The sequence below is a fragment of the Metabacillus sp. KUDC1714 genome, from assembly GCF_014217835.1.
Classification (GTDB): domain Bacteria; phylum Bacillota; class Bacilli; order Bacillales; family Bacillaceae; genus Metabacillus; species Metabacillus rhizosphaerae.
Genome location: NZ_CP055263.1, coordinates 4,644,985 through 4,662,855, shown reverse-complemented (window position 1 = coordinate 4,662,855; position 17,871 = coordinate 4,644,985). Strand labels below are relative to the sequence as shown.

Sequence of the window (17,871 nt, the reverse complement as noted above, 5' to 3'; positions counted from 1 at the left end):
AATATAAGGAGAATCACAAACATGGATATTGAACAAAAATTTGAACTTAGAAAACTTGATCCTCTAAAAGATGAATTTACCTTAGTCCTCTTCCTCGATGATCAATTAACTGAGTTTGCTGTAGAATTAGGAAGAGTGCCAAAGGAAACAAAAAGTATCACGTTAACAGCAAGACAAATTGTAAAAGAAAGGTATCCGAATTTAAAAGTAACCATGGTTAAAGTAGTCCTTGGTGGATTAGTTGTAGCATCTATCCCTCTTTCTTCAAAAACATCGTCCGTTCAGGCAGAGGAATTGGATGGGACTACTCAAATAGAACAAGGAAACACGATTTTTTACCAGGTTTCATCTGGAGATACGCTTTGGAATTTGTCTGTCAGATACGGAACTTCAGTCGATTATATTAGGCAAGCTAATCATCTTTCCTCTGATGTTTTGCAATTAAATCAACGGTTAATTATCCCAAAGACAATTCATACCGTTGCGACAGGTGATTATTTAACCGTGTTAGCTAAAAAATATGGTACAACCGTCGCGGCCATTAAAGAAGCTAATAATCTGGCAAATGATACAACACGTCTTGGTCAAAAGTTGATTATACCTATTTTAATTGGAGCAAACACGAACGAAACAAACCAACCCATAACTCAACAACCTACCCAATCACATGCAACAACATATTCTGTGGTATCTGGAGATAGTTTATCTGTTATCGCAAAACGTTTTGGGACAACTGTTGAAGCACTTCGAAGTGCCAATCATTTAACAACCGACCTTTTAAGAATCGGTCAAACAATAGTCATTCCCTCAAGCGGAAATAATGTGACAGACACAATCCCCAATCCTGCACCAACTCAAGACACAACTACTTCAGGCATCAAGTATACTGTAGTTGCCGGTGATAGTTTATGGGGAATTGCATCTAGATATCATATTAGCTTAGATGAAATTCGAAGCTCAAATAATCTGGAAACAGATCAGTTAAAAATTGGACAAACTCTTATCATTCCAAAGGATGGGGAAGGAGCTACAGCTCCATCTGTGTCACCAGCACCAACTACGAATCCGAAAAGTACTAGTTACACAATCGTGTCAGGAGATTCATTATCTGTAATTGCAAAGAGATTCGATACGACAGTTGAGCAAATAAAGCAAGTAAATCAATTAACAAGTGATACGATACGAGTAGGACAAGTATTATCCATTCCAAATGCACAAGGAGCTTCCAATGGTGAAACCGCACTACCACCAACCGCGGTAAATACTAGCTTACAGACCGTGCAAAAAAACCTACAAACCCTTGGCTATTATGCCGTACCAACAATGACCGGAAGCTACGACACTGCCACAACACAAGCAATAAAAACCTTTCAAGGTGATTATGGACTTTCTGTAACAGGCAAGGTCGATCAAGCAACAAATACAGCTATAGAACATGCAATTGTCAAAAAAACGTTGATCAAAGATACAAAGAATTATCTTGGTGTTCCTTATCAATGGGGAGGAACTTCTCCTTCTGGCTTTGATTGTTCAGGATTCGTTTACTACATGTTCAATCAACATGGAATAGACAGTTCCCGTAATACATCAGCAGGACTCTATAAAACAGGAACAGCAATCGCAAAAAATCAACTACAGCCTGGTGACTTGGTTTTCTTTGCAGTCAATACGACTGGCACGATTACTCACGTTGGATTTTACATGGAAGATAATCAGTTTATCTCCGCAACCAGTTCAAAAGGAATTGCTGCATATACGATGGATAATTCTTATTGGGGGAAATATTATGTGGGAGCTAAGAGGGTTTATTGATGGGAGACCTTTAGATTAAACTTATGGAGTTAGTTTGATTAGTAATATAAAAAAATAAAGATAAATTCTACTTGAACTTTGCAGAAGTTTTTGATAAAGTAAAGGAAATGAAAAGGCTATGTGTAACTGGCGAAACGCGGATAACCGTGAGGGAGCACATAGTGTCGTAGCCGTTCGCCTGGGCAGAGGTAAGGGAAGTATCCCTTACCTCTTTCTGCTTTCTAGGAGATAATATTTAAGCTTGAAACTTCGTTTGAATTCCATTATTCTAGTAAAATAAATATTCATAATATTTGAAAACTAACATAAATGAAAAGAGGAGAAATTAATTATGAGTACAACAACTTTAGAAAAAGTAAAAACAATTAAAACCTTAAATAATATCGCACAAGTCGGGCTAAATGTTTTCACTAAGGACAACTTTACAATCGACAATAATAGTGATAACCCTGATGCTATTGTTTTACGTAGCTATAACATGCATTCAATGGAATTTGCCAATAATTTAAAAGCAATTGCACGTGCTGGAGCTGGTGTCAATAATATCCCGGTAGAAAAATGCACAGAGCAAGGTATTGTTGTTTTTAATACTCCTGGAGCCAACGCTAACGCTGTAAAAGAAATGGTTCTTACTACATTAATGGCTTCTTCACGTAACCTTTTTGCCGGTGTTGCTTGGACAAAAACGTTGGAAGGGGAAGGCGATCAAATTCCTAAGCTTGTAGAAGCAGGTAAAAAACAATTTGTTGGAAAAGAAATTAAAGGTAAAACACTTGGAGTTATCGGCTTAGGCGCGATCGGTGCGCTTGTTGCAAATGATGCGCTTGATTTAGACATGGATGTCATTGGCTTTGACCCATTCATCTCTGTTGATACTGCATGGAATTTGTCTCGTAAAGTGCAACGCGCTATGACAATAGAACAATTGTTTGCAAACTCAGATTATATTACTGTACACGTTCCGTATATGGACAGCACAAAAGGTATGTTCAACAAAGAAATATTCAGCATCATGAAGCCTGGCGTTCATATTTTGAATTTCTCACGTGGAGAGCTTGTGAATGAGACAGATATGGAAGCAGCAATTGAAAGTGGAATAGTTGGAAAATATATTACAGACTTCCCGAATGAAAATGTGTTAAAAATGAAAAATGTTGTTTCAATCCCACATCTAGGTGCATCTACACAAGAATCAGAGGAAAACTGTGCAATTATGGCATCTCGTCAGGTGAAGGAGTTTTTAGAAACAGGTAATATTAAAAACTCAGTGAATTTCCCTAACGCTTCTCTTCCTTATACTGGCAAGCGCCGTGTAGCAGCTTTCCACAAAAATGTTCCAAATATGGTTGGGCAGCTTACACAGGCTTTATCAACTTATCAGTTAAACATCGCTGACATGGTAAACAGAAGTCGTGGAGATTATGCGTACACATTGATTGATATCGACAATAAAATAAACGAAGATATTATTCCTGAATTTGAGGAAAAAATCAAGCAAATCGAAGGAATCGTTACAACTCGTATTATTTAAGTAATCTATTAATTGAACAAGAAGACCTTCTTGTTCAATTAGTCTCAATTCCAATTTGGAGTTGAGGCTTTTTTAATTTTTTCAGGAATTAATTAGCCTAGTACTACTACAAATAAAAAAGGTGAGCAAGTACAAAAGAATCTCGCTCACCTAGCTGTAAAAAATAAAATTATTGAATAGCTCAATACCTTTAATATACCTTATCACCATTAAAGATAGAATTCTTTACAACAACATAATCTACATTTCGAATTGCTTCTAGCTTTGTTCCTCCAGCATAAGAAATAGAGGATTGAAGATCTTGCTCCATTTCTATCAATGTATCTTTTAAAGAACCTTTATGCTCGACAAACATTTTTTTACCTTCCACATTTTTCTTTTCACCTTTTTGAAATTCAGAAGCTGATCCAAAGTATTCTTTATAGAGCTTGCCGTCTTTCTCAAAAGTTTCTCCTGGAGATTCTTCGTGTCCCGCAAATAATGAACCGATCATGACCATTGATGCTCCAAATCTAATTGATTTAGCTATATCACCATGAGTACGAATACCCCCGTCTGCAATAACCGGTTTGCTAGCTGCCTTTGCACACCATCGAAGCGCTGCCAATTGCCAGCCACCAGTTCCAAACCCAGTTTTAATTTTAGTAATACATACCTTACCAGGTCCAATTCCTACTTTAGTCGCATCCGCACCAGCGTGTTCTAATTCCCTTACAGCTTCTGGAGTTCCTACATTTCCTGCAATAACAAAACTATCAGGTAAATGCTTCTTAATATGCTTAATCATCTCGATCACCGCATTGGAATGACCATGAGCGATATCAATTGTTATGTAATCTGGTGATATTTGTTCATCTGCTAATTGTTGTATGAACTGATATTCATCACCTTTGACTCCGACACTAATAGATGCGAATAATCCACGTGATTTCATATCTTTAATAAAAGCAAGTCGTTTCTCTGGTTCAAAACGATGCATAACATAGAAATAATCATTTTCTGCTAAGTAAATAGCAACCTTTTCGTCTATAATAGTCTGCATATTTGCAGGTACAACAGGCAACTTAAATGTATGTGCACCTAAAGTAACAGATGTGTCACACTCAGATCGGCTATTTACAATACATTTTGCTGGAATCAATTGAATATCTTCATAATCAAACACATTTTCCATAAATTACACCCCTAAACACGAATATTAAAGTATTTTTCAATTTAAAACGTTCGACCATTTGGTAATATACATCATTTTTAACTGAATGTCAAAAATATTAATACTTGTTTTGTATTTATTATGAACAGAAGTATGATTTTTATTTTGAAGTTTATTTGAATTTGGAGTAATATTTTACTATAATCGACATAAAGCAACATTTATTTAGGTTTTTCTACCTATCTATAAAAAAAGAACTTTTCAACAAAAGGATTAATTAGAAGAATTTATGTATTCACTAAAAAGAATTTAAGAAGATGTAATATAGAAAGAAAATGCATCTTTAATAAGAATACACATTAATAAGTATCATATTGAGTTTAGGCAGTCTCTTTTAGTGAATATGCGTGAGGATAGGAGAAAAGAAAGAAAATGCGTTTAGTTACGTTACATAGATGTCAGTCGGGAATTAAATTAGGTAAATCTATTTACAATGAAAGAGGAATAGTCCTGTTAGCAAAGGGAACTGAACTCACAGATAGTTTAATAGAAAGACTAATATTCCCATTAACTGTAGCTCACTGTGCCCTTCAACACCATGAAAGAATTGATGGTGCAGGTTATCCTAGAGGGTTAAAGGGTGCCGAAATTCATGAATACGCAAAAATATTAAGTGTTGCAGATGTATTTGATGCGGTAACTTCCCACAGAATATATCGACCAGGGATGTTACCACATAAGTATTGAAATACTTTATTCCGGTAGCGGAACACAATTTGAAACGAACCAGATTCAATTATTTAAAAATTGTATTGCCATTTATCCACAAGGTCTAACTGTAAAATTAAATGATGGCAGAACTGGAATTGTTTCGAAATATAATTTTCATTCAGTCGGTCGTCCTGAGATACGAGTTATCAGTGATGAAGAAGGCGAAAAAATACAACCATATGAAATTGATTTATCATCAAAAAATCATCTAACCGTCGAGATCGTTCAAGCAGATGCATTACTTTAATGAGCAGATCATTTAGAATTGATCTGCTCATTTTTTATTGGTTGAGAAACATTATTAAATAGGCTGTTTTCGCAAACTTTGTTGTTAAATACAAAGGGTTTTGTCGATATAAATAAAGCAAATGATTGTTTGGAGGTAGTTTAATGACTATTAAAGGAAAGCTAATTTTTATAGTGACGATTTTAACATCAGCGTTAATTATTTCAGGTATTCTATCATACTCTCAACTCCAAAAAACGGAGAAAGCGTATTTAAAAATGCAAGAAGATGAAGAGGTTCAACTCATTATGAAGTCACTGCAATATAGGTTCACTGGAATTTCAAATGATGAAAGAGCATTTCTACTAACTGGTGATGGAGAATTAGTTTCTGGTATAGAAGAGAAAACAAAAGATATCGAAAAATACTTTATTACGCTAGAGAAAATGGCTAATATGCATTCTAATAGCGAGGAAATTCACAATATTAAAGAAAACCTATTAATCTATACTGACGCAAATAAAGAAATGGTAGCTGCATATGAAAGTGGAGATACAGAAAAGGCACTTACAGTTCATATGGAAGAACAAAGAAGCATTCGAAAAGAATTAGTCGACCCCAGCATTAACAATTTTATTAGCGAAATAACTAATACAGTTGAAGAAGATAAAAAGCTTTTAGATCAGAGGCAAAAAGTTGAAACAATTATATTATTTTCAGTTATTAGTTTATCCATACTAGTTGGAATAAGTACATCCGTTCTCATCATTCGTTCAATTATAAAACCTTTACAAATAATGAATAACCGACTTAAAGAAATAGCTGAAGGTGAAGGAGATCTCACTCAGGAAATTAATTTAAATTCTAAAGATGAACTTTCAGAAATTGCTACATCCTTTAATAAAATGGTAGGCAAGCTACGAGAATTAATTAAACAAGTAGGTTTCCACGCTGAGCAGGTTGCAGCTTCCGCAGAACAATTAACTGCAAGCACAGAGGAAACGACAGGGGCTACAGATCAAATTGCTTCAACTGCACAAAAGGTTGCAGTTGGAATAGACAAACAAGCCCAAAGTGTAAAGGAAACAGCTAAAACAGTAAATGATTTCTCAACATCTGTTGAAAAAATTGCATCCAATTCTCAAATTGTGACAACGACAGCAATGCATGCCTCTGAGAAGGCGATCGATGGGAATAAAGCAATTGATACGGTTGTAAATCAAATGAATGATATTAATCAATCAGTTAATACCCTATCAAAGGAAGTAACAACACTAGGTGAACGCTCAACCCAAATAAACGAAATTGTTGAAACAATAACAACCATTGCAAAACAGACAAATCTTTTAGCACTAAATGCTGCAATTGAGGCTGCAAGAGCAGGGGATCAAGGACGTGGCTTTGCTGTTGTGGCTGATGAAGTGCGTAAACTAGCTGAACAATCAGCAGCCTCTGCAGAACAAATCGCTGCACTGATTTCGACTATCTTGACAGACACGAATCAAACCGTTCAATCAATGAATAATACAACCAACAAGGTTGCAGACGGAATAAACCTTGTCCATAACGCAGGAAAATCATTTGATCAAATCCAACAAGCAGTCCTTGAGGTTTCTTCACAAATCCAAGAAGTAACTTCAGCTGTTCAAGAGATGTTTGTGGGCACAAAACATATGGTATATTCCATTAAAATAATTGGTGATGCTTCTGAAATGACAGCTGCAGGTACACAAAATATGTCTGCCGCAACAGAAGAACAGCTTGCATCTATGGAAGAAATCGCATCTTCTTCCGCTTCATTATCTAATATGGCAGAAGAACTGCAAGAATTAGTAGGTCAATTCAAAGTGTAACTTTTTTAAAGGGTAGTCCATACATGTCAAACGAATTGACTAATTGGGCTACCCTTTGTAATTGGCCCGCCAAATTGATAAGCGACTTTTGTTTCATAATAAGGTATTTTAATAGGAGATAAATAAAATTAGCTTTTTAAAAATAAGAGGTGCAAATAATGATTATTAAAAATATACTAATTGTCAGCCCAATGCACAAAGAGATCAAAAGAATAATTGAAAGCAAAAAAGTACAAAAGAATTTTAGGTATTTACTTGAAGAGGAAGTAAATCATGATGATTTCATATGGGCTGATGCCTTTGTTTCTTTTAATACGAAATCTACGTTTGATTATCATCATGTAAAATGGGTACACTCTCTTGGTGCTGGCGTCGATCGTTTTTTATTTAAAAACAACTGGAATGAAAATGTACTATTAACAAGAACGATTTGTTCCTTTGGACAAAGAATTGCTGAATATTGCTTGAGTTACATCCTAAAAGATTTGCAGTTTCATGACCAATTCCAAGCGTATAAGCTTCAAGGAAACTGGCATCCTATTACTCCAAAATTATTAAATGAACAAAAAATTATGGTTTTTGGAGCGGGGGAAATTGGGCAAAAAATGGCGATGATTTTCTCCTCATTAGGTGTAGACGTATATGGAGTCTCTTTAAGCGGGAAGAAAAAGGCATACTTTAAAGAGGTTATGTCTATCAATGCTCTTATTTCTAGATTAAACGAAATGAATTATATCATTAATACTTTACCGTTAACAGAAGAAACTGAAGGACTATTTGATGAAACCATCTTTATGCAATTATCTAATGCAGGTTTTATTAATGTTGGAAGAGGTTCATCACTTAACGAAAAAGCATTACTAAATGCATTAAATCAACACCAAGTTAGATTTGCAGTACTTGATGTATTTGCCCATGAGCCGTTACCAGAAGATAACCCACTTTGGAATCATAAACATGTCACGATTACACCTCATATATCAGCTGTAACAACACCAAACGAGGGAGTAGAATGTTTTATTGAAACGTTAAAGAATATTGAAGAGAATAAACCGCTTCATAATAAGGTAGATGTGAATAAGGGTTACTAAATTATTTGCGAGTTTTAGTATGATTTATTTTGGTATAATGATATCAAGTAGGTGAAAAAATCATGGAAAAAGTATGTGGTAAATGCTCAAAGGAACAAGGTATGCCCAAAGAGGAGCGTATTGAACTTGCTATGTCTCGATTGCCCAATACGGTTTACCGTTGTCCCATATGTAAGGATGAACAGGTTTATCTTGCACACGTAAAGAATAACGTGAGTTCTGTTGAAGCACCAGTGGAAACCATTGAAAATACGAAGAAAAAGTCAAAATTTTCGACAAAAACTGTTCAAGAACAATTAGAGTTGTTCTAAAAAAATTGAGAGCATTGCCTTTCATATAACTTCTTAAACATGAGAATCAATCAAAGCATCTTAGTAAGAACTAACGAAACGTGGAATTCTAACTCAACCAGTTGATTAATTTTGAAATGTTATCATACTTTAATCCTATGAAAAACGATAAAAGGTATTTCTCAATTAAGGAAGTGTAAGGATTGTCTAGTCAATTAATGAATAACGAATACATAAATAATCCATTAAGTGCTGATTGTGAAAATTGCTTTGGATTGTGCTGTGTCGCTTTACCTTATGCAAAATCGGCTGATTTTGCATTTGATAAAGATGGAGGTACGCCTTGTCAAAACTTGCAGTCAAATTATCGCTGTGGTATTCATAAAAAACTCAGAACAAAAGGGTTTCGTGGCTGTGCTGTATACGAATGCTTTGGAGCAGGTCAAAAGGTATCTCAAGTCACCTATGATGGAAATGACTGGAGAGATAACCCTGAGTTAGCGAAGGAAATGTTTGATGTATTTCCTATTATGCAACAACTTCATGAAATGCTTTGTTATTTAAATGAAGCTCTGAGTTTAGAAGCTGCTCAACCCATTTATAACGAATTGAAGATTGCCTTAGAGGATACGGAAAACCTTACTAGTCTAAGTCCAAAGTTGATCATAGACCTTAATGTACCAGCTCATAGAAAAAAAGTTAATGACTTACTTCTGCAAACTAGTGAACTAGTTCGTGCAAAAGTTTCACATAAGAAAAATAAAAATCAAAAGCAACAGATCAAAAGTAGAAGGGGTAGTGACTTTATCGGTGCAAATTTAAGAGGGGCTGACCTTAGAGGCGAGGACCTAAGAGGAGCTCTGCTTATAGCATCTGACCTCAGGGAAGCTGACTTGAGAGTGTCTGACCTTATCGGAGCAGACCTTAGAGACGCTAATTTAAGTGGGGCTAATCTAACAGGAAGTATTTTTTTCACTCAAGCACAAGTGAACTCGGCTAAGGGCGATATTAATACGAAGTTACCACCTGCGTTAACCATTCCTGAACATTGGATTAAGAGAGGTAAATAATATATTTCCATTAATTTAAGTAGCTTATTAGTTATTGAACTATTTATAAAGCGCAAGTAGCATTGGTCCTTGCGCTTTTGTATAAGAATTATGATTACTATTCAACGATCTTTCTTAAAAACTGCTGAAAAGGACACTTTGATAAAGTTGTTTCATCATCTCGTAAAAAGTATTGCCTCCACTCGTAATTATCATTCTCTCCATAGCTGTTTAGATCACGATGAATATCAATGGAATCATAATTTTTCAACCTTTTTCGCACTTGCGATTTTATATTTTCCGCATAGATTTTAGACGTATTAAATTCTTGCAGAACCCATCTTGGAGTAATCGCTAGCAGAAGATAGTCAAAATATCTGCTTTGTCTATTTCGATGTGATGGGGTGGCACAATATATAAAATATTGCTCTCCATTAAAGCAAAACTCCCAAATGGCATTATGCGGATCATCTGGAATATGTTTCGGCCATTCCTGACTGTCTTTTCGACTTATGCCACTTAAATGTTCCCAGAATAGCTGTTCATATTTTTCAACACAATATGTTTCTATCAAATCTTGTGGTGTTTCATAGAAAACAATAAGTGAAGTGAATTTGCCAAATTGTTTTGATCGTTGAGTGTATTCACTTAACAGCACTACAACTTCATCGATTGTTGAAGAAGCCCTTGGATCACCTACAAATCCATAGCGCAGTTGGTTTGTAGTGAATCCTATTGTAGCTGGAATACATGGAAATGGTCGTTCCTTATCTTTCATTTTCTCTTCGAATTTTTCTAAAGCTGTTCTTTTCCATTGTTGAATTTGGTACCGATATGAGGGATCATCTTTAAATAATCCGTTTATGTTAATCACCTCCTAATGGCACATACAGTATATTCACTTTTGTAATAGGTAGGTGATTATTTATTTGAAAATAGGCTATTAACGCATAATAAGTGCAATTTTAGGTGATTTGAATTTTAATATGTGCGAGTATTAAATGGGGTAAAATACATATTGGTTTTGAGATGTTTGTAAGGTAAATATGTGGTTTGAGCATAAAAGCCTCATGGTGAAATGATCATCCTTAATTTAATAACTAAAGGATCAATCAAATTACCACGAGGCAATATTAATTCTGGGCCACAATACTATTTTAACGAGTTTTGGACGGTGTTTATTTGATGATCCATATCCATTTGTTTATCTGTTCGATGATCAATACTAATATTGGTAACAATCCTTTCCGACCCTGTAGAAGAAATTGCTTCATCATGCATTTCTTTGGCAATTTCCCACAATTGATCAATATCTCCTTCCACGACTGTTGAAGTAGGGGTCAACTCATATTTTAATTCTTTTTCCTTTATTTTACGAACAACTTTGGTGACATCTGAACTAAAACTAGTAGAATCTTTTCCAATCGGAATAATGCTAATTTCTAATAAGGGCATTCTTTTTCACTCCTTTGTTATTGTAACTACAAAAACATATATGATTGGTTTAGAGAAATTTAAAAACTAATTGAATTAAAGTGTTTAAGTCTCTAATTGTTGTCTTAATGAGATCTCATGTCATATGATTAGTAGACTAAATGATTAGATAGTTATCTTTTAGGTTCTGCTGGCATAGAAATTTCTTCAAGCACATTTCCAGCTTTTTGGTTAGATTGATTATTTATAGCTAAATCACCAAGAGAGACAATTCCAACCAAATTACCTTTTTCTACAATAGGTAATCGACGAATTTTCTTCTGAGACATAACATTTGCTGCTTCCTTAATTGACATATCTTTGGTTCCAGTCACTACATCTTTTGACATCAATCCAGCAATGGTAGATTCACTTGATAGATTATTAGCCAATCCCTGTAAAACTAAATCACGATCAGTTATTATTCCTGCTAATTTTTGATTGTCACATATTGGTATGACTCCTACATCAAGATCTTTCATTTTTACAGCTACTTCTTTACAAGTACTTTCAGGAGTGCAACTTTCGGCATTAATAGTCATAACTTCAGTTATATTCACGATCATTCCTCCTTCAGTTTTTTGTTGTATTCTTTAGTTCAATACCCCTGAATATTTATATGAAACCGGGAATTAAATCTGAGAGGAACTATAACTTATTTATTATTATCATCTACTTAAAATAGGTTAGTAAGTAACCTTAATGTAAGTATCTTTAAATAATTTCAGTACTTTAAATGCTTGATCACTTCCAGTACAATACAGCTAGAATCTAAAAAACTATTTGGGAGGCTATTTTAATATGAAATATAGAAATCTAGGTAGAACAGGATTAAAAGTAAGTGAGATTAGTTTAGGAAGCTGGTTAACCTATGGAAAATCAGTAGAAGATAATGTGGCAGAAAAGACAATACATAAGGCATATGAGCTAGGGATTAATTTCTTTGATTCTGCAAACGTTTACGAGCAAGGTGAAGGTGAGCGTGTACTCGCTGGAGCATTAAAGGAATACCCTCGAGAATCTTATGTTATTACGACAAAAGCTTTTTGGCCTATGGGCGACGGGCCGAATGATCGTGGTTTATCTCGTAAACATGTGATGGAGCAAGTGCACGCGAGTTTAAAAAGAATGAACCTAGATTATGTAGACATTTTTTATTGCCATCGTTATGACCCCGAAACACCTGTTGAAGAAACACTGAAAACAATTGATGATTTAATTCGTCAAGGGAAAATTTTGTATGCTGGCGTAAGTGAGTGGAGTGCAGCACAAATTGAAGAAGCAGTTGCAACTGCTGATAAATTCCTGTTAGATCGAATTGTGGTTAATCAGCCGATCTATAACATGTTTAACCGCTATATTGAAAATGAAGTGATTCCTGTAAGTGAAAAATATGGAATCGGACAGGTAGTATTTTCTCCATTAGCCCAGGGCGTTCTAACTGGAAAATACAAAAATGGTCAGGTCCCAGATAATAGTCGTGCATCAAATCAATCGATTAATAATTTTATAAAAGGGATGCTAAATGAGGATGTCTTTAATAAAGTTGAGCAATTAGAAGCAGTTGCAAAAGAGATCGATGTTACATTACCAGAACTAGCATTAGCTTGGATTTTAAGACAACCAAACGTATCAAGCGCTTTAATCGGAGCGAGTAAACCAAGTCAAGTAGAACAAAATGTCAAAGCAATTGAAGTCATTCTTCCTTCTGAGATACAAAATAGAATTGAAACGATTTTATCTTAAAGCTCAAAACGATAAAACTAAATGAAGTAAGGGGTGATACTACTTGATTAAAGGGATTGGACATTTAGCATTAACTGTAGAAAACATGGATAAATCACTTGAATTCTACTGTGACATTTTAGGTTTTGAAAGGGCATTCGAAATCCGTGACAATGAGAATCAGCCTTGGATTGAATATATTAAAGTGGCTCCTGGACAATTTATCGAATTATTTTATGGTGGATTATCTAAACAGCAAGAGGAAAGAAACCAAAATGGCTTTAATCATATTTGCTTAGAGGTGAACGATATTAACGAAATAGCCAATCACCTAAAGATGAAAGGGCTTACCTTAGATGTCGAACCAACGAAAGGGAAAGACAATAATTATCAATGTTGGATTAAAGACCCAGACGGAAACCGAATTGAATTTATGCAATTAGAACCAACTTCACCACATATGAATTGTTAACAGCTACTGACACAATGGTTCGTAATTTCATAATACTAACAAAGTTTTGACTTACCTAATTGGTAGGTCTTTTTTTATTCGTTCCAACTAATATCTTTTCAAGTTAAACAAATGTAAGTTTCTTCTCGAATATATGACATGTAAAACTCAAACAAAAAGACATGTTTTAAATTATATGGTACAATATGAAACTCAGCAAAAAATGCATTTTAATGATATGATTTTTCCTAGGAGTACTTAATCACATAGTATTAATTATTCTATTATAGTAAGATTCGACAATAATGATAAAAATACCGGGTTATGACAACCAAAAAGATTTTCTAATATAATGAAGTATCGAATCTTAATATTTTTCAAATAAATCACTAATTATTGTAAATTATAATAAGTAGAAGTTAATGATTTATTTTTTACATATAACACCATTTACATATTAGAAGAAAAAGGACGTGCTAATTTATGATAAATATCGAAATTCCTAAAGCAGACATCTCAATCACAGAGCGAATACAATCACGGAATGATAATGAGCCGGTCATAAAATCGATCGAGGGCTTCATTGATCTTCATGAGATTCCAAGAGATAAGGGCGGAATTATCTTATTTTATAACAAAAAAGATGAACTGCTTTTTGTAGGTAAGGCAAGAAAACTAAGGCAGAGGGTCAAAAAGCATCTAGAAGACACAGTGTCACCTATCAAAAATCATAGAAATGAAGTATTCAAAATTGATGTATGTGTGGTCGAAGATCCAATGGAGAGAGACATTTACGAAACATACATTATTAATAAACTTCAAGCGAAATACAATGTAGATAAAGTATATTATAAATAAAATTAATTTAGGTGCGGCTAATATGTTAATATTGTTTTACTACGACACAACCTTGCATAAAATTTTCTATTTAGGTATTGACTATTAGTAAATATTTCTATATATTAATTAATAATTTAAAATTAGCCGATGCAATGATAAGGACATGAGTATTTCTTAACGGTTTACAGAGAGGGAAGGCTAGGCTGGGAACTTCCTAATACAAGAGAATTACTTACCACCTTTGAGCAGTATTGATGAACCAATAGTAATTAATACCGTAGCTGCTACGATACAGCAAAACGAGCCATCACTTATTACAAAAGTGGTGGGAAGTTGGGTGGAACCACGAGATCAAACACACTCGTCCCTTTTATATAGGGATTTGAGTGTGTTTTTTTATGTTTAATTAAATACTAAAAGCAATGATAAGGACATGAGTATTTCTAAACGGTTTACAGAGAGGGAAGGCTAGGCTGGGAACTTCCTAATACGATAGAATTGCTTACCACCTTGGAGCAGTATTGGTGAAATACTAGTAATCAATACCGTGAAAGCTACGATACAGCTTAAACGAAGCCATCATGATGTAAGTAATTAGATGGAAAGTTGGGTGGAACCACGGGTATAGACACACTCGTCCCTTTTTTGAGGGATGGGTGTGTTTTTTTTATTTGAAATTTAATATTAGGAGTGGTTAATCATGAGTCAAAATGAGGTTATTATTAAGTTTCCAAATGGAGATGAAAAAAAGTATGTTAAAGGTATATCCTTAGAGGAAATCGCACAGTCAATTAGTTCTAGTTTAAAAAAGAAATCTGTGGCTGGATTGGTAAATGGATCATTGTATGACTTAAAGCGTAGCATCAATGAGAATGCAAATATTGAGTTATATGATCTTAATTCGTTAACTGGTATTGAAATTATGAGACACACAACTGCACATGTATTAGCACAAGCCATCAAACGTCTTTATGGAGATGTTGTACAATTAGGAATTGGTCCAGTTATTGAAAATGGTTTTTATTATGATCTTGATTTAGAAAATAACCTAACTGTTAATGACCTAGATAAGATTGAGAAAGAGATGAATAAAATCATCTCTGAAAATCTGGAAATTAAACGTGAAGAAATATCACGTGACAAGGCTAAGGCGATTTTTGCAAATGATCCTTTAAAGTTAGAACTGTTAGAGGATATTCCACTAGGAGCCGTTATAACAGTCTATCGACAAGGTGAGTTTGTTGATTTATGCCGTGGTCCACATTTACCAGCAACTCGGTATATTAAAGCATTTAAATTAACACATGTATCTGGAGCATATTGGCGTGGAGACAGCAGTAATAAAGTGCTTCAGCGTATATATGGTGTGGCTTTTGCTTCAAAAGAAGCTTTAGCTGATTATTTTCATTTTATTGATGAAGCACAAAAACGAAATCACCGGAAATTAGGAAATGAATTAGAGTTATTTATGTTTTCTGAGGAAGCACCTGGTATGCCCTTTTATTTAGCAAATGGGCAGCTAATCCGAAATGAATTAGAAGTGTTTTTAAGGAAGCTGCAATATTCATATGATTATAAGGAAGTCCGTACACCGATTATGATGAACCAACGGCTATGGGAACGCTCTGGTCATTGGGATCATTATAAAGAAAATATGTACTTTTCTGAGGTGGATGATCAGAGTTTTGCATTAAAACCAATGAATTGCCCTGGGCATATGCTTATTTTTAAAGATAAACTTAATTCCTATCGTGATCTTCCAATTCGGATGGCAGAGTTCGGGCAGGTGCACCGTCATGAATTTAGTGGTGCCTTAAATGGCATGCTTAGAGTTCGCACATTTTGCCAGGACGATGCTCATATCTTTGTAACACCTGCTCAAATTGAGGATGAAATTACATCCGTATTAAAGTTAATTGATTATGTTTACAGTACATTTGGTTTTAAATATGAAATCGAACTCTCAACAAGACCAGATGATTATATGGGTGATGAAGCTTTATGGGATAAAGCGGAAGCTTCTTTAATAAATGTTTTAAACAAATTAAACTATGAATTTCATATTAACGAAGGTGACGGAGCCTTTTATGGCCCAAAAATTGATATCCATATTAAAGATGCGCTCAAACGAAGTCATCAATGTGCGACAGTTCAACTCGATTTTCAAATGCCAGAAAAATTTGATTTAACTTATATCAATGAAGAAAATAAAAAAGTGCGCCCAGTTGTTATTCATCGGGCTGTCTTTGGCTCTATCGATCGTTTTCTCGGTATTTTAATTGAACACTTTGCTGGAGCATTCCCCGTTTGGCTTGCACCAGTCCAAGTTAAGGTAATACCTGTATCAAATGAAGCGCATAAAGAGTATGTAGAAAAAGTTACACAACAATTAAAACAAGCAGAAATACGTGTTGAACTTGATTTACGTGATGAGAAGCTTGGGCTTAAAATGAGAGAGGCTCAAATGAAAAAGGTTCCATATATTCTAGTTGTAGGAGACCGGGAACGAGATTTCCAGACTGTTAATGTTAGGCAATATGGGAAAGAGGATTCGAGTGAAGTGAAACTAGATGAGTTTATCAATGATCTAAAACAGATAATTGTCAGTAGAAGTCTTAACTAGAAAGGAAAAACAGTGACAAGTTCTACTTTACTGTAGAACTTGTTAAATACCATTTGCAATTCCAAAATTTATCTGTTAAGATAAAGAAGAATTATTTTTGTTCGGTATGTAAGGAAAGAATAAGTTTTTAAAACTTTCGCCTTTGATATCTAATTGAGCAACTATAGTAATAATTGTGGATTAAATCCACCCAGGAGGAAACAAACATGCAACAAGGTACAGTAAAATGGTTTAACGCAGAAAAAGGTTTCGGTTTCATCGAAATCGAAGGTGGAGAAGATGTATTCGTACATTTCTCAGCTATCCAAGGCGAAGGATTTAAATCTTTAGACGAAGGCCAAAAAGTGACTTTTGACACAGAACAAGGTCAACGTGGACTTCAAGCTACTAACGTAAACAAAGCGTAAGTATTAAAGGACTCTAAATTAGAGTCCTTTTTAATTTGCTTAAAAATAACGTTAAAAGAGGCTGACTAATTAATGCTTGACCCTTAAATATCAGAATAAATATGACTGTAAAAGACATATTTCCAGATTTATGGATGAACATTTAACTTTTAGTCAACCTCTCAAGACAACATGCTACAAGTGTTAAAATGGTTAAATAAATCATAACACATAACACTTAGAATACCTAAATAAATTTATAAATTATAGATTCATGTAACTTTTGATTGCTGAAGAAATAGCTCGAATTATTAAAGAAAAATTTAATATGCAACCGAAAAATTACTCGTTCCATAATCTGGCGCCTTTTCTAAATAAAAGGCGTCCTTTTTTTAATGAGACCAGATTTTTGAACAAACAGTAATTCCTAATGTGGTATGTTAGAAGACTTAAATAGTGAACATCTCCTAATAATTGTATACTAGTAACCTTTCCGAATAGTTAAATAATTACTACTTATTGCTGTCTAAAAATAACAATATAATCAAATGTCGATTAAAGGCTAGATTTGACCTACTGTAAAAGTACTGGTACTAA

16 protein-coding genes, 1 riboswitch and 2 other annotated features are annotated in these 17,871 nt (G+C 34.4%); of the genes, 12 read left to right on the top strand and 4 right to left on the bottom strand.

Annotation, left to right across the window (positions count from 1 at the left end):
- Nucleotides 1-21 precede the first annotated feature (21 nt).
- Nucleotides 22-1,812: a C40 family peptidase gene (locus tag HUW50_RS21390; RefSeq protein WP_260445566.1), complete on the top strand. Its 1,791-nt coding sequence runs from the start codon at nt 22-24 to the stop codon at nt 1,810-1,812.
- A 112-nt stretch (nt 1,813-1,924) separates the two neighbouring features.
- Nucleotides 1,925-2,003: riboswitch (ZMP/ZTP riboswitch) on the top strand.
- A gap of 140 nt (nt 2,004-2,143) precedes the next feature.
- On the top strand, nt 2,144-3,343 hold the full coding sequence (locus tag HUW50_RS21385; RefSeq protein WP_185653214.1) for a phosphoglycerate dehydrogenase: 1,200 nt from the start codon (nt 2,144-2,146) through the stop codon (nt 3,341-3,343).
- A 190-nt stretch (nt 3,344-3,533) separates the two neighbouring features.
- Here the strand turns inward: HUW50_RS21385 and guaC are convergent, their stop codons facing one another.
- Entirely contained in the window at nt 3,534-4,517 is a 984-nt protein-coding gene (gene guaC, locus HUW50_RS21380; RefSeq protein WP_066340786.1) for a GMP reductase, read from the bottom strand.
- Between the two features lie 411 nt (nt 4,518-4,928).
- On the opposite strand from guaC, the gene HUW50_RS27415 reads away from it, so the two are divergent.
- From HUW50_RS27415 to HUW50_RS21355, 5 genes are all read left to right on the top strand, one after another.
- Complete coding sequence (locus tag HUW50_RS27415; protein WP_311773994.1) at nt 4,929-5,243, top strand: HD-GYP domain-containing protein; 315 nt, start codon at nt 4,929-4,931, stop codon at nt 5,241-5,243.
- A gap of 414 nt (nt 5,244-5,657) precedes the next feature.
- Nucleotides 5,658-7,346, top strand: coding sequence for a methyl-accepting chemotaxis protein (locus tag HUW50_RS21370; protein ID WP_185653213.1), 1,689 nt, complete (start codon nt 5,658-5,660; stop codon nt 7,344-7,346).
- Between the two features lie 158 nt (nt 7,347-7,504).
- The gene (locus HUW50_RS21365) at nt 7,505-8,437 is read left to right on the top strand and encodes a D-2-hydroxyacid dehydrogenase (RefSeq protein ID WP_185653212.1); all 933 of its coding nucleotides are present in this window, start codon (nt 7,505-7,507) and stop codon (nt 8,435-8,437) included.
- A 62-nt stretch (nt 8,438-8,499) separates the two neighbouring features.
- Nucleotides 8,500-8,748: a hypothetical protein gene (locus tag HUW50_RS21360; protein WP_066340772.1), complete on the top strand. Its 249-nt coding sequence runs from the start codon at nt 8,500-8,502 to the stop codon at nt 8,746-8,748.
- 182 nt (nt 8,749-8,930) lie between these two features.
- A complete protein-coding gene (locus HUW50_RS21355) occupies nt 8,931-9,797 on the top strand; it encodes a pentapeptide repeat-containing protein (RefSeq protein WP_066340767.1) in 867 nt (288 codons plus the stop codon).
- Nucleotides 9,798-9,894: 97 nt separating this feature from the next.
- Here the strand turns inward: HUW50_RS21355 and HUW50_RS21350 are convergent, their stop codons facing one another.
- The 3 genes from HUW50_RS21350 to HUW50_RS21340 form a co-directional block, all read right to left on the bottom strand.
- On the bottom strand, nt 9,895-10,650 hold the full coding sequence (locus HUW50_RS21350) for a YqcI/YcgG family protein (protein WP_232329111.1): 756 nt from the start codon (nt 10,648-10,650) through the stop codon (nt 9,895-9,897).
- A gap of 278 nt (nt 10,651-10,928) precedes the next feature.
- A complete protein-coding gene (locus HUW50_RS21345; protein ID WP_185653211.1) occupies nt 10,929-11,231 on the bottom strand; it encodes an MTH1187 family thiamine-binding protein in 303 nt (100 codons plus the stop codon).
- 152 nt (nt 11,232-11,383) lie between these two features.
- A complete protein-coding gene (locus HUW50_RS21340; protein ID WP_066340750.1) occupies nt 11,384-11,815 on the bottom strand; it encodes a CBS domain-containing protein in 432 nt (143 codons plus the stop codon).
- A 235-nt stretch (nt 11,816-12,050) separates the two neighbouring features.
- On the opposite strand from HUW50_RS21340, the gene HUW50_RS21335 reads away from it, so the two are divergent.
- From HUW50_RS21335 to HUW50_RS21315, 5 genes are all read left to right on the top strand, one after another.
- Nucleotides 12,051-12,995 carry an aldo/keto reductase family protein gene (locus HUW50_RS21335; RefSeq protein WP_066340747.1) on the top strand — a complete coding sequence of 315 codons (945 nt, stop codon included), beginning with the start codon at nt 12,051-12,053 and terminating at the stop codon, nt 12,993-12,995.
- 43 nt (nt 12,996-13,038) lie between these two features.
- On the top strand, nt 13,039-13,446 hold the full coding sequence (locus HUW50_RS21330; protein WP_185653210.1) for a VOC family protein: 408 nt from the start codon (nt 13,039-13,041) through the stop codon (nt 13,444-13,446).
- 462 nt (nt 13,447-13,908) lie between these two features.
- Complete coding sequence (locus tag HUW50_RS21325) at nt 13,909-14,283, top strand: nucleotide excision repair endonuclease (protein WP_066340743.1); 375 nt, start codon at nt 13,909-13,911, stop codon at nt 14,281-14,283.
- 125 nt (nt 14,284-14,408) lie between these two features.
- Nucleotides 14,409-14,637, top strand: a binding site (T-box leader).
- 41 nt (nt 14,638-14,678) lie between these two features.
- Nucleotides 14,679-14,910 (top strand) — a binding site (T-box leader).
- A 55-nt stretch (nt 14,911-14,965) separates the two neighbouring features.
- The gene (gene thrS / locus HUW50_RS21320; protein ID WP_185653209.1) at nt 14,966-16,888 is read left to right on the top strand and encodes a threonine--tRNA ligase; all 1,923 of its coding nucleotides are present in this window, start codon (nt 14,966-14,968) and stop codon (nt 16,886-16,888) included.
- Nucleotides 16,889-17,094: 206 nt separating this feature from the next.
- Complete coding sequence (locus tag HUW50_RS21315; protein ID WP_064094055.1) at nt 17,095-17,295, top strand: cold-shock protein; 201 nt, start codon at nt 17,095-17,097, stop codon at nt 17,293-17,295.
- Nucleotides 17,296-17,871 lie beyond the last annotated feature (576 nt).

What these genes read in the sequence shown, in the direction of transcription:
- HUW50_RS21335 (WP_066340747.1), top strand. Translation starts at nt 12,051, where the DNA reads ATGAAATATAGAAATCTAGGTAGAACAGGATTAAAAGTAAGTGAGATT.
- guaC (WP_066340786.1), bottom strand. Translation starts at nt 4,517, where the DNA reads ATGGAAAATGTGTTTGATTATGAAGATATTCAATTGATTCCAGCAAAA.
- thrS (WP_185653209.1), top strand. Translation starts at nt 14,966, where the DNA reads ATGAGTCAAAATGAGGTTATTATTAAGTTTCCAAATGGAGATGAAAAA.
- HUW50_RS21365 (WP_185653212.1), top strand. Translation starts at nt 7,505, where the DNA reads ATGATTATTAAAAATATACTAATTGTCAGCCCAATGCACAAAGAGATC.
- HUW50_RS21315 (WP_064094055.1), top strand. Translation starts at nt 17,095, where the DNA reads ATGCAACAAGGTACAGTAAAATGGTTTAACGCAGAAAAAGGTTTCGGT.
- HUW50_RS21390 (WP_260445566.1), top strand. Translation starts at nt 22, where the DNA reads ATGGATATTGAACAAAAATTTGAACTTAGAAAACTTGATCCTCTAAAA.
- HUW50_RS27415 (WP_311773994.1), top strand. Translation starts at nt 4,929, where the DNA reads ATGCGTTTAGTTACGTTACATAGATGTCAGTCGGGAATTAAATTAGGT.
- HUW50_RS21325 (WP_066340743.1), top strand. Translation starts at nt 13,909, where the DNA reads ATGATAAATATCGAAATTCCTAAAGCAGACATCTCAATCACAGAGCGA.
- HUW50_RS21345 (WP_185653211.1), bottom strand. Translation starts at nt 11,231, where the DNA reads ATGCCCTTATTAGAAATTAGCATTATTCCGATTGGAAAAGATTCTACT.
- HUW50_RS21385 (WP_185653214.1), top strand. Translation starts at nt 2,144, where the DNA reads ATGAGTACAACAACTTTAGAAAAAGTAAAAACAATTAAAACCTTAAAT.
- HUW50_RS21370 (WP_185653213.1), top strand. Translation starts at nt 5,658, where the DNA reads ATGACTATTAAAGGAAAGCTAATTTTTATAGTGACGATTTTAACATCA.
- HUW50_RS21340 (WP_066340750.1), bottom strand. Translation starts at nt 11,815, where the DNA reads ATGATCGTGAATATAACTGAAGTTATGACTATTAATGCCGAAAGTTGC.
- HUW50_RS21360 (WP_066340772.1), top strand. Translation starts at nt 8,500, where the DNA reads ATGGAAAAAGTATGTGGTAAATGCTCAAAGGAACAAGGTATGCCCAAA.